The 12,259-nt window shown below is 70.5% G+C and carries 10 protein-coding genes; 4 read left to right on the forward strand and 6 right to left on the reverse strand.

Translation table 11 applies throughout. From position 1 onward, the window contains the following. Window positions 1–58: 58 nt before the first annotated feature. Both OCQ_RS18150 and ffh read right to left on the reverse strand, forming a co-directional pair. The gene (locus tag OCQ_RS18150) at window positions 59–1,141 is read right to left on the reverse strand and encodes an amidohydrolase family protein (RefSeq protein WP_014385467.1); all 1,083 of its coding nucleotides are present in this window, start codon (window positions 1,139–1,141) and stop codon (window positions 59–61) included. Window positions 1,142–1,160: 19 nt separating this feature from the next. After that, window positions 1,161–2,717 carry a signal recognition particle protein gene (gene ffh, locus OCQ_RS18155; RefSeq protein ID WP_009955183.1) on the reverse strand — a complete coding sequence of 519 codons (1,557 nt, stop codon included), beginning with the start codon at window positions 2,715–2,717 and terminating at the stop codon, window positions 1,161–1,163. Window positions 2,718–2,922: 205 nt separating this feature from the next. Here ffh and OCQ_RS18160 point away from each other — a divergent pair, with 205 nt between their 5' ends. The 4 genes from OCQ_RS18160 to OCQ_RS18175 all read left to right on the forward strand — a co-directional run bounded on the left by OCQ_RS18160 (window position 2,923) and on the right by OCQ_RS18175 (window position 6,464). After that, window positions 2,923–3,717 (forward strand): alpha/beta hydrolase, encoded by a 795-nt coding sequence (locus OCQ_RS18160; protein WP_009955181.1) that lies wholly within the window; start codon window positions 2,923–2,925, stop codon window positions 3,715–3,717. Window positions 3,718–3,818: 101 nt separating this feature from the next. Further along, on the forward strand, window positions 3,819–5,582 hold the full coding sequence (locus OCQ_RS18165; protein WP_014385468.1) for a DEAD/DEAH box helicase: 1,764 nt from the start codon (window positions 3,819–3,821) through the stop codon (window positions 5,580–5,582). Between the two features lie 61 nt (window positions 5,583–5,643). Then, window positions 5,644–6,072, forward strand: a complete 429-nt coding sequence (locus OCQ_RS18170) for a DUF6188 family protein (protein WP_009955179.1) — start codon at window positions 5,644–5,646, stop codon at window positions 6,070–6,072. Window positions 6,073–6,095: 23 nt separating this feature from the next. Then, window positions 6,096–6,464, forward strand: a complete 369-nt coding sequence (locus OCQ_RS18175; protein WP_036459365.1) for a VOC family protein — start codon at window positions 6,096–6,098, stop codon at window positions 6,462–6,464. A gap of 18 nt (window positions 6,465–6,482) precedes the next feature. On the opposite strand, the gene OCQ_RS18180 is transcribed toward OCQ_RS18175, so the two are convergent. The 4 genes from OCQ_RS18180 to ftsY all read right to left on the reverse strand — a co-directional run bounded on the left by OCQ_RS18180 (window position 6,483) and on the right by ftsY (window position 12,232). After that, on the reverse strand, window positions 6,483–8,945 hold the full coding sequence (locus OCQ_RS18180; RefSeq protein ID WP_080588036.1) for a [protein-PII] uridylyltransferase: 2,463 nt from the start codon (window positions 8,943–8,945) through the stop codon (window positions 6,483–6,485). Between the two features lie 45 nt (window positions 8,946–8,990). Continuing rightward, a complete protein-coding gene (glnB, locus tag OCQ_RS18185; protein WP_003878721.1) occupies window positions 8,991–9,329 on the reverse strand; it encodes a nitrogen regulatory protein P-II in 339 nt (112 codons plus the stop codon). Next, entirely contained in the window at window positions 9,326–10,747 is a 1,422-nt protein-coding gene (locus OCQ_RS18190) for an ammonium transporter (RefSeq protein ID WP_009955175.1), read from the reverse strand. Before OCQ_RS18190 ends, glnB begins: the two co-directional genes overlap by 4 nt. Before the next feature lie 153 nt (window positions 10,748–10,900). Continuing rightward, the gene (gene ftsY, locus OCQ_RS18195; RefSeq protein WP_014382983.1) at window positions 10,901–12,232 is read right to left on the reverse strand and encodes a signal recognition particle-docking protein FtsY; all 1,332 of its coding nucleotides are present in this window, start codon (window positions 12,230–12,232) and stop codon (window positions 10,901–10,903) included. Between the last annotated feature and the right edge of the window lie 27 nt (window positions 12,233–12,259).

Genomic DNA, 12,259 nt, shown 5'->3' on the forward strand with positions numbered 1-12,259 from the left:
CCCGGAAGCGCTGGTTAGTCTGCGTCACCGAGCGGCCGCGGCGACCGCGACGCGCCGGCTACGCCGGTGAACGGAAGATCTTGCCGCGCAACATGATCAGATCGGGATTGTTCAGCACGGCGGGCCCCGACCGCGGGTCGCGGGCGAAGCACAGCAGGTCCGCCGAGGCGCCGTGGTCGAGGCCGGGGCGGCCGAGCCAGCGGCGCGCGTCCCAGCAGGCCGCCCCCAGCGCCTGCGTCGGGCTCATGCCGATGCCCTTGAGCGCTTCGACCTCGTCGGCGATGCGACCGTGCGCGACCATGGTGCCGGCGTCACTTCCGGCATATATCTGCACGCCGGCTTCCCGCGCCGCGGCGATACGCGACGGGCCGCGCGCGTGCAGGTCGCGCATGTGGGCGGCGTAGGCCGGATACTTCGCGGCGGCCTCGGCGATGCCGGGGAAATTCTCGAGGACGTTGACCAGCGTGGGAACCAGCACGGTGCCGCGGGAGGCCATCAGCTCGATGGTGTCGTCGTCCAGGCCGGTGCCGTGTTCGATGCAGTCAATGCCGGCGTTGATCAGGCCGGGCAGCGCGTCCTCGCTGAAGACGTGCGCGGTGACCCGGGCGCCGTGGGCGTGGGCGGCCTCGATCGCGGCCGCCAGGACGTCGTCGGACCACAGTGGCGCGAGGTCGCCGGCGCCGCGGTCGATCCAGTCGCCGACGAGCTTGATCCAGCCGTCGCCGCGGCGCGCCTCCTCGGCGACCGCGTCCGGCAGCTGCCACTCGTCCTCCAGTTCGCGCGAGAACCCCGCCGCGTAGCGCTTGGGTCTGGCCAGATGCCTGCCGGCGCGGATGATGCGGGGCATGTCGTCGCGGTCGTCGAGGCTGCGCGTGTCAGTGGGCGATCCGCAGTCCCGCAACAACAACGCCCCGACGTCGCGTTCCGTCTCGGCCTGGGCGATCGCCTCGTCGAGCGGGATCTCGCCGTGATGGCCCAGGCCGACGTGGCAGTGCGCGTCCACCAGCCCGGGCACGATCCATCCGCCGTCGAAGACGGTGTCGGCGCCGGCGATGGGTTCGGTGCTGATGCGGCCGTCGACGATCCACAGTTGGATCTCGGTCTCGTCGGGCAGTCCCACGCCCCGCACGTGCAGGCGCACGGCGGCTAGTTTCTTCCGGTCACGACTTGCCCGGGAACTTCAGCTTGGACAGATCGAAGTCGGCCAGCCCGGGCGGCAGCTCGTTGAGACCCTCGGGCATCTGCGACAGGTCGGGGAACCCGGCCGGCATGCCGGCGGCCAGCGGGTTTCTCGCCTTGGGTGGCGTCGGGCCCCGCCCGCCCTTCTTGGCCTTCTTGCCCGCCTTGCCCTTGGCGCCCTTGGACTTTCGCGTCGCGGACTTGCGGCCCATCCCGGGGATGCCCATGCCGCCGAGCATGGACGACATCATCTTGCGGGCCTCGAAGAAGCGGTCGACCAGCTGGTTGACCTCCGAGACCGTGACGCCCGAACCGTTGGCGATGCGCAGCCGCCGCGACGCGTTGATGATCTTCGGGTCGGCGCGCTCGGCGGGGGTCATACCGCGGATGATGGCCTGCAGGCGGTCGAGTTGGCGGTCGTCGACCTGGGCCAGCGCGTCCTTCATCTGCCCGGCCCCGGGCAGCATGCCCAGCAGGTTGCCGATCGGGCCCATCTTGCGGATGGCGAGCATCTGTTCCAGGAAGTCCTCGAGCGTGAGCTCGCCGGTGCCGATCTTGACCGCGGCGGCCTCTGCCTGTTCGGCGTCGAAGACCTGCTCGGCCTGCTCGATCAGGCTCAGCACGTCGCCCATGCCCAGGATGCGGCTGGACATCCGGTCGGGATGGAAGACGTCGAAGTCCTCCAGCTTCTCGCCGGTGGAGGCGAAAAGGATTGGGACACCGGTCACTTCGCGGACCGAGAGCGCCGCGCCACCGCGGGCGTCGCCGTCGAGCTTGGTGAGCACCACCCCGGTGAAGCCGACGCCCTCGCGGAACGCCTCGGCGGTGGTGACGGCGTCCTGACCGATCATCGCGTCCAGGACGAAGAGCACCTCGTCGGGGTCGATGGCGTCGCGGATGGCCGCGGCCTGCGCCATCAGTTCGTCGTCGATGCCGAGCCGGCCGGCGGTGTCGACGATGACGACGTCGAAGTGCTTGGCGTTGGCCTCGGCGATTCCCGCCGCGGCGACCGCGACCGGGTCGCCGGGTCCGGACCCCGGGGATTCACCCGGGTGCGGCGCGAACACCGGCACCCCGGCCCGCTCGCCGACCACCTGCAGCTGGTTGACCGCGGCCGGGCGCTGCAGGTCGCACGCCACCAGCAGCGGGGTGTGGCCCTGCCCGCGCAGCCAGGCCGCCAGCTTGCCGGCCAGCGACGTCTTACCGGAACCCTGCAGGCCGGCGAGCATCACCACGGTCGGCGGCGTCTTCGCGAACGCCAGCTGGCGGGTCTGTCCGCCCAGGATGCCGATGAGTTCTTCGTTGACGATCTTGACGACCTGCTGCGCCGGGTTGAGGGCACCCGAGACCTCGGCGCCCTTGGCGCGGTCCTTGATCCGGGTGACGAAGGCGCGCACGACGGGCAACGACACGTCGGCTTCCAGCAGCGCCAGCCGGATCTCGCGGGTGGTGGCCTCGATATCGGCGTCGGTCAGTCGACCCTTGCCACGTAGCCCCGCGAGGGCGCCGGTCAATCGGTCGGACAGCGATTCAAACACCCCGCCAGCCTAGTGGCACCGCAAGCGCGACCCACGCCGCCGGGCGCAGCTTGCCGCGCGGACGACGAGTGTACGGCCCGCCGCCCATTCGGCCGCGAGTGCGCGCGCGGCCGCACACTCGGCCGCCCCCGTCGGCACGAATCCGCCCCGGACACGCGTCGGCGTGGCTTATGTTTCGGCAGGGACTAGCGAAGGGAATGACCTGATGCTCGAGCTGATCGACAAAGGGTCCTGCACTGCCGAGCACCCGGTGCCCCTGCTCTTCGTCCACGGCGGGTGGCACGGCGCGTGGTGCTGGGAACACTTCCAGGACTTCTTCGCCGACGCCGGCTACCGCACGGTCGCGGTGAGCCTGCGCGGGCACGGCACCAGCCCCACCGCGAAGCCGTTGCGCAAGGTGTCCATCGCCGACTACATCGAGGACGTCCGCTCGGTGGCCGACGACCTCGGTGGCGCGCCGATCCTGATCGGGCACTCCCTGGGCGGGTTCGTGATCCAGCGCTACCTCGAAGAGCGCAGCGCCCCGGCCGCGGTGCTGGTGGGCTCGGTGCCGCCGCAGGGCGTGCTCAAAATGGCGTTGCGCGTCTGGCGCCGCCGGCCGTCGATGACCATGGAAGCCTGGAACGATCCCACGCTGCTGAAATTTTTGGCCACCCCGGCGCTGGCCCGCGAATACCTCTTCTGCGCCGACACACCCGAGGACATCGTCGAGGCCTGCCGGCAACAGGCCGGGGCCGAGAGCGTGCGCGCCGCCATGACCGATCCGATGGTCCGCCGCGTCCGGACCCGGCGGGTGACCACGCCGATCCTGGTCCTGGGCGCCGAGCACGACGGCTTCGTCAGCCCCGGCGACGTGCGCGCCACCGCGCGGGCCTACGGCACCGAGCCGGAATTCTTTTCCATGGGCCACAACATGATGCTCGAGCCGGGCTGGGCCGACGTCGCCGAACGCATCCGCGACTGGCTGCAGACCCACGAAGCGGTGACCCACGCACGATAGCGAGTCGAGTCGCTCCAACATCGAAAAGCGTTGGCGTGCTAGATTTCACAGCCGCCACTCAACCGAGCTGGCCGTGTCGAACAGCAACGATTGGGGGGCCTGTGTCGATGCCGGCCAGCAGCATCCAAGCGCGGACCGACACCGACCACGGCGACCACAGCGGCACCGCCGTGCTGCGCGGCTGGCAGCGCAGGGCGCTCGTCAAATATCTCGCCGGCCAGCCGCGCGACTTCCTGGCGGTGGCCACCCCCGGGTCCGGCAAGACGACGTTCGCGCTGCGGGTGGCGGCCGAACTCCTCGGCCAGCGCGCGGTCGAGCAGGTCACCGTCGTGGTGCCCACCGAGCACCTCAAGGTGCAGTGGGCGCAGGCCGCGGCGCGGCACGGCATCGCCCTGGACCCGAGATTCTCCAACGCCAACCCGCGGATCGCGCCGGAGTATCACGGCGTCATGGTCACCTACGCTCAGGTCGCCGCGCATCCCACGCTGCACCGGGTCCGCACCGAGCAGCGCAAGACGCTGGTCGTCTTCGACGAGATCCATCACGGCGGGGACGCCAAGACCTGGGGCGACGCCATCCGCGAGGCGTTCGACGACGCCACCCGCCGGCTCGCGCTGACGGGCACGCCCTTCCGCAGCGACGACAGCCCCATCCCGTTCGTGACCTACGAGGCCGGTCCCGACGGCATACGGCGGTCGCAGGCAGACCACACCTACGGCTACACCGACGCCCTGGCCGACGGCGTGGTCCGGCCCGTGGTCTTCCTCGCCTACTCCGGGGAGGCCCGGTGGCGCGACAGCGCCGGCGAGGAGCACGCCGCCCGACTGGGCGAGCCGCTGTCCGCCGAGCAGACGGCGCGGGCGTGGCGCACGGCGCTGGATCCCGCCGGCGAGTGGATGCCCGCGGTGATCACCGCCGCGGACCTGCGGCTGCGCCAGCTGCGCACGCACGTGCCCGACGCCGGCGGCATGATCATCGCCTCCGATCAGACCGCGGCCCGCGCCTATGCCACCCTGCTGACGAAGCTGACCGGCGAGGCGCCGACGCTGGTGCTCTCCGACGACCCCGGCTCGTCGGCGCGCATCAGCGAGTTCGCGGCGAGCACCAGCCGCTGGCTCGTCGCGGTGCGCATGGTCTCCGAGGGCGTCGACGTGCCGCGGCTGTCGGTCGGGATCTACGCCACCAGCGCCTCGACCCCGCTGTTCTTCGCCCAAGCCATCGGCCGGTTCGTGCGGTCGCGGCGCCCGGGCGAGATCGCCAGCATCTTCGTGCCGTCGGTGCCCAACCTGCTGCAGCTGGCCAGCGAGCTGGAGGCGCAGCGCAACCACGTGCTCGGCGAGCCGCACCGGGAATCCGAGGGCGATCCCCTCGACGGCGATCCCGCCACCAAGACGCAGGACGAGAAGAGCGACCTCGACAAGGGGTTCACCTCGCTGGGCGCCGACGCGGAGCTCGATCAGCTCATCTTCGACGGATCATCGTTCGGCACCGCCGCGCCGGCGGGCAGCGACGAGGAGGCCGACTACCTCGGCATCCCGGGCCTGCTCGACGCCGAGCAGATGCGTGCGCTGCTGCACCAGCGCCAGGACGAACAGCTGCAGCGGCGGGCCCGGCTGCACCAGGAGACCGGATCGCCGGGTGCCGTCGAATCCCCGTCGGCCACGGTGCACGGCCAGCTTCGCGAGCTGCGCCGCGAGCTCAACGCGCTCGTCTCGATCGCCCATCACCGGACGGGCAAGCCGCACGGCTGGATCCACAACGAATTGCGGCGCCGCTGCGGCGGCCCCCCGATCGCCGCCGCGAGCCGCGAACAGCTGCGGGCGCGCATCGACGCCGTGCGCCGGCTCAACGCCGAGACGTCGTGAGCCGGTACGGCATGGCCCACCACGGTTGTGCATGTGCCAAATTGGGGCCAGAGTGGAATCTATGACCGAACAGAAAGTGATCGAGCAGTGGCTCGAGGGCTGTGCGGTTCAGCGGATCATGTTCCGCGACGGCCTGGTGCTGAATTTCGAGGACTACAACGAGCTGGTGATCACGGCACCGATGCGTCTGACCCTGCCGGCCATCGAAACCTCACCCGCCGAAGTGATCGCCATCGACCCGAACCACCCGGCGGGTCAACTGCGTCCGCTCTTCGATTTCGCCGGATCGAGCTGCACGAGTGCCGTCTGGTCCGACACCGGAGATCTCCACCTCGAGTTCTCCGACGATCACAAGATCGACGTGCCGTGCAACGACAACGCCATCGCGTGGGAGCTCTACAGCAAGCACCACGGTTATGCAGCCTGCCTCGCGCACGGCGAACTGCGGGTCGTTCGGCTCGATACGGCTCGGGCCGACGGCGACCGGTGAGCTAGCACCCGCCGAGGTGTTTCATGCGGCGCGTGGACTACGTCATCCACTACGTGGAGTCGCTCACGAGGTCGGTGACGTTCTACCGCGACGTGATCGGGCTGCAGGTGCGGATCGAAGGCGACGGCTACGTCGAGTTCGAGACGGCCAACACCAAGTTCTCGCTTTTCGAGCGGTCGAAGCTGCCGCAGCTCATCGGCCGCGAGGGCGGCGACCCGCCGTGCGGTGAGATCGGTTTCCTGGTTGACGACGTGGACAGCGAGGCGGAACGGTTGCGGCACCTCGGTGTCGAAATCCTCACGGGACCGGTGGACCGGCCCTGGCGTGAAAGGACGCTCCACATCGCCGACCCGGACGGCCACGTCATCGAATTCGCCCAGAAGTTGCGGTGATCGCCGGCGTCATCGGGGTTAGTCGCCGACGGGTTCCTCGAGCACCTCGACCGCCGGCCCGCCGAGCGCGGCGAGCAGGCTCTGCTCGACCGCGTCCCGCCCGGCTTGCCCGCCGGAGGCGGCCGTCACGCAAAAGACGTCGGCCGCTGTCGACCCGAACGTGTTGACCTTGGCCCAGACGATGTCGGTTCCGGCCCGCTCCAGCGCCCGGGTCAGCATCGCGAGCAGCCCCAGGCGGTCCATGGCGCGGACCTCGACGATCAGCTGGCCGGCGGTGGCCGTATCGACCCACAGGATGCGGGGCGGGGCGGTCGAGCGCGTCACCGGCACCCCGACCTGAACCTCGCCGGCCCGCGTGGACGCCGCGCCGGCGGCGTCGCTGTCGCGTTTCTCCAGCGTGCCCAACACGTCGACGTCACCGGCGAGCGCGCCGGTGAACTGCTGGCGCAGCAGGCCCGCCTCCGGCGGCGAACCGAACAGCGGCGACACCACGAATTCGACGACCGCGAAACCCGCGTCGGTGCTGGCCGACGCCGAATGGATGCGCAGCGAGTTCAGCGCCAGCACCGCCGCGGCCTTGGACACGAGCCCCCGCTGATCCGGGGCGGCCATCACCACGTCCAGCCGCTCACCGCCACTGGGCTTGATCTCCACGTGGACCGCGCGTTGAGCGGCCAACGAAAGATATTGGGGTGCAGTCGGTTCGGCCTCCGGAAGCGGCTCCCCCGCCATCACCAGCCGGCAGCGCCGAACCAACTCCTCGATCAGGGACGCCTTCCATTCGCTCCACACCCCCGGCCCGGTGGCCTTGGAGTCGGCTTCGGTGAGCGCATGCAGCACTTCGAGCAGCAGCGGATCGCCGCCGAGCGACTTCGACACGCGCTCAATGGTTTTGGGGTCGTTCAGGTCGCTGCGGGTCGCCACGACCGGCAGCAGCAGGTGGTGGCGGACCAGCTGCGCGAGCGTCTCGGAGTCGGCGGGCGAGATCCCCAGTCGCGGCCCGATATCCAGGGCCAGGCCCGCGCCGAGCACGCTGTGGTCGACGCCGCGGCCCTTGCCAATGTCGTGCAGCAGCGCGCCGAGCGCGAGCAGGTCGGGCCGCGCCACGCGGGTCGCCAGCGGCGCGGCGTTGACGGCCGTCTCGATGACGTGGCGGTCCACCGTCCATTTGTGCGCGACGTCGCGCGGCGGCAGGTCGCGGATCGCGTCCCATTCGGGCAGCAGCCGGCCCCACAGCCCGGTGCGGTCGAGCGCCTCGATGGTGGCCACGGTCGTCGGGCCGGCGGACAGCACAACCAGTAAGTCGTCCAACGCTTCCCGCGGCCAGGGCACCGGCATCTCGGGCGCGCCGGCGGCCAGGCGGCTCAGCGTGGCGGCGCCGATCGGCAACCCGGTGTCGGCCGACGCGGCGGCCACCCGCAGCACCAAGCCCACGTCGGTGTCGGGTCGCGCGTCGCGGGCGAGCACGATCTCTCCGCCGTATTCGACGACGCCCTCGTCGAGGGGGCGGCGCTTGGGCCGGCGCACCAACGCCGAGACGCCGCGGCGCGGCAGGGCGTTCTCGGCGGTGCGCAGCCCCGTCTCGGCGTGGTAGGCGATGGTGCGCCCGGCGTCGGATAGCTTGCGGGCCAAGTCGAATCGGTCACCGATGTGTAGCGCGGCGCTGAGTTCGTCGCCGTATTGGGCCAGCAGCTGATCGCGTCCGCGTCCGGACACGCGGTGCAACTCGGTGCGCACGTCGAGCAGCGTCAGGTGGGCGTCGTCCAGCGAGCCGCCCGGCGACTCCGGGCGGGCCATGCCGTGGCGGTCGATGAGCTGGGCCACGCCGAGCGCGTCGAGCAACTGCACATCGCGCAGGGCGCCCCGGCCCGACTTCAGGTCCGGTTCGGCCCGCTGCGCGATCCGCCCGCAGCGCTCCCAGCGGGCCTGCGTCATCGCGACGAGCTCATCCATCCGGGAGCGAATTGCGCTGCGCCACTGGCGTCGCGCGCCCGCGATCAGTTCCTCGGACAGCCGCGCGTCGCCGGCGATGTGGCGTGCGTCCAGCATGCCCAGGGCCGCGATCATGTCGGCATTGGCCACACCCAGGGCGCCGGACACGGTCCGCACGCTGTGGTCGAGGCGAACGTTGGCGTCCCACAACGGATACCACAACCCGTCGGCGACCTTGCCCAGCACGTCGTCGGACTTGTTGTCGTGCAACAGCATCAGGTCCAGGTCGGAGTACGGCAGCAGCTCGTGGCGGCCCAACCCGCCGATGCCGACGATCGCGAAGCCGCTGTCGTCGTCGATCCCGATCTCGGCGGCCTTGGCCATCAACCATGATTCGTGCAGATCCAGCCAGGCGTGCCGCAGTTCGGCGGCGTGTAGCTTGCTGCCCTCGGACAGCAGTTGGCGCCGCGAGGCGGCCAAATCGACTGCCCCGCCGGCGCTTCCTGTCCCCGCTTGGTGCCCGGGCGGATCGGAGCCGTTCGGGGTCATGCCCTCGCGGCCCGCCCGGGGCGAATCAGCAATTGACGAAATGCGTCATAGCGCATCGGTTCCGCGCTCGCCGGTGCGCACGCGCACAATGGTTTCCACGGGACTGACCCACACTTTGCCGTCGCCGATCTTGCCGGTGCGCGCCGCCCGGACGATGCTGTCCACGACCTTGTCGACGATGGAGTCGTCGACGACGACCTCGATCCGCACCTTGGGCACGAAGTCGACGGAGTATTCGGCACCGCGGTAGACCTCGGTGTGCCCCTTCTGCCGCCCGTAGCCCTGGATTTCGCTGACCGTCATCCCCAGGACGCCCGCGTCCTCGAGACTGGTCTTCACGTCATCGAGCGTGAACGGCTTCACGATCGCGGTGATCAGCTTCATGACTGCTCTGCCTCCACTTTGTCGCCCACTCGGTCCTCCTTCACGCCGTTGCGGGTGTCCGCGACAGCGACCCGGGGCGGGAGCACCGAGCCGGTAGCCACCGCGAAATCGTAACCACTCTCGGCGTGCTCGGCCTCGTCGATACCCGTGGCTTCCGCTTCCGGGTTGAGGCGAAGCCCGATGGTGTACTTCAGGATCAAAGCCAGGATCAGCGTAACCACCCCGGAGTAGGCGAGGACGCTGAACGCGCCGATCGCCTGCCGCTCGAGCTGAGCCCAGCCGCCGCCGTAGAACAATCCCTTCGACACCCCGACCACGCCGTTGATCGCCGGGCTTTCCGGGGCGGCGAGCAGGCCCACCAGCAGCGTGCCGGCCAGGCCGCCGACCAGGTGCACCCCGACCACGTCGAGCGAGTCGTCGAAGCCGAGTTTGAATTTCAGGCCGACGGCCAGCGCGCACAGCACCCCGGCGACCAGGCCCACGACCAGCGCGCCCAGGACGTTGACCGACGAGCAGGACGGGGTGATGGCGACCAGGCCCGCGACGATGCCCGACGCCGCCCCCAGCGTCGTCGCCTTGCCGTCGCGGATGCGCTCGGTCAGCATCCAGCCCAGCATCGCGGTGGCCGTCGCGACCGTGGTGGTGACGAACGTCGTCCCGGCGACGCCGTTGGAGCTGGTGGCCGACCCGGCGTTGAACCCGTACCAGCCGAACCACAGCAACCCGGCGCCGAGCATCACGAACGGCAGGTTGTGCGGGCGGAACAACGTGGTGGGCCAGCCGCGCCGCTTCCCCAGCACGATGGCCAGCATCAGGCCCGCCACACCGGAGTTGATGTGGACGGCGGTCCCGCCGGCGAAGTCGATCGCGTGCAGCTTGTTGGCGATCCAGCCGCCGTGCTCGGAGGCGAAGCCGTCGAACGCGAAAACCCAGTGGGCGACCGGGAAGTAGACGAACGTGGCCCACAGGCCGGCGAACACCAGCCAGGCGCCGAACTTCAGGCGGTCGGACACCGCGCCGGAGATCAGCGCGACGGTGATGATCGCGAACATCAGCTGGAACGCCACGAACACCGTGGCGGGCAGGGTGCCGGCGAGCGGAATGTCCGTTGCCGCAGTGCCTTTGCTGGGGTCGGCGGCCACCGCGTTGACGCCGATGAGGCCCTTGAGGCCCCAATAGGACGTCGGCTTGCCCATGAAGTTGCCGACGTCGTCGCCGAAGGCGATCGAATAGCCGTAGAGCACCCACAGCACGGTGACCACGCCCATCGCGCTGATGCTCATCATGAGCATGTTCAGCACGCTTCGGGCGCGCACCATACCGCCGTAGAAGAACGCCAGACCCGGCGTCATCAACAGCACCAGCGCGGAACTGGCCAGCATCCAGGCGGTATCGCCGGTGTTGGGCTGGCCCAGCATCGGGTATGTCACTCGCAATCTCCTCCGGTCGGGCCGCAATGGGACGCCGGACATGCGTCCGATGACCTGCGAGAAGATTGCGCAATGGTTGTTTCGGCGATGGTGCCGTCGTGTTTCGGCGGGATTAACGTCCCGCGCGCCGCTGCGGTGGTGTCAGCCGAGCAGCGCGTCGACGAACGCGGCCGGTTCGAATGGCGCGAGGTCGTCGGGGCCCTCACCGAGCCCGACCAGCTTAACCGGCACGCCGAGCTCCTGCTGGACCCTAAAGACGATGCCGCCCTTGGCCGTTCCGTCCAGCTTGGTCAGGACGGCCCCGGTGATCTCGACGACCTCGGCGAACACCCGGGCCTGGGCCAGGCCGTTCTGCCCGATGGTGGCGTCGAGCACCAGCAGCACCTCGTCGACCGCGGCGCGCCGGGTCACCACGCGCTTGACCTTGTCGAGTTCGTCCATCAGCCCGACCTTGGTGTGCAACCGGCCCGCGGTGTCGATGAGCACGACGTCGACGCCGGCGGCGATGCCCTTGTCGACGGCGTCGAACGCCACCGACGCCGGGTCGGCGCCTTCGGCCCCGCGCACCACCTCGGCGCCCACCCGCGACGCCCAGGTCTGCAGCTGATCGGCGGCCGCGGCCCGGAAGGTGTCGGCGGCGCCCAGGACGACGCGCCGCCCGTCGGCGACCAGGACGCGGGCCAGCTTGCCGACCGTGGTGGTCTTCCCGGTGCCGTTCACGCCGACGACCAGCAGCACCGAGGGATGGTCGGCGTGCGGCAGCGCCCGGATCGACCGGTCCATGCCGGGCTGCAGCTCCTTGATCAGCACGTCGCGCAGCACGGCCTTCGCGTCGGCCTCGGTGCGCACGTCGCTGCCGGCCAGCCGGGCGCGCAGCTGGGCGATGACCGATTCGGCGACCACGGGGCCCAGGTCGGCGACGAGCAGCGTGTCCTCGACGTCCTGCCAGGCGTCTTCGTCGAGGTCGCCGCCGCCGATCAGGCCCAGCATGCTGCGGCCGAAGGCGCTTTGCGAACGGGCCAGCCGGCCGCGCAGCCGTTCCAGGCGGCCCTCGGGCGGCGCGATCTCCTCGATCTCGGGGGCGGCCGGCGTTTCGGGCGCCGGGGTCTCGGGCGCCGGGGTTTCGGGTTCGGGTGGCGCGGCGGGGATCGGTGGCGGCGCGACGGTCTCCGGTTCGGGGAGGTCGACGTCGGAGATGGTGCGCCGCGGCGCATCACGCGGGATGGTGGCGTCGTCGCCCACCCCGGGCAGCCCGGTGGTGTCGAGCCGCTCGGGCGGCACCACGGTCGGAGTCTGGCTGAAGGTGATCCCGGACGACGCGGTGTATCCGCCGGAGCGGTCGATCGCCCCGGGTTCGGCGCGCGTCGAGAAGCTGATCCGCCGCCGGCGATACCGCAGCAGGCCCAAGACCAGCGCGACCAGGACGACGAGAGCTATCAGGACCGCGAGCGCGATCCAAAGACCTTGGGACACGCTGACATTGTTTCAAGCGGTCCGGTG

It is taken from the genome of Mycobacterium paraintracellulare (assembly GCF_000276825.1).
Taxonomy (GTDB): Bacteria; Actinomycetota; Actinomycetes; order Mycobacteriales; family Mycobacteriaceae; genus Mycobacterium; species Mycobacterium intracellulare.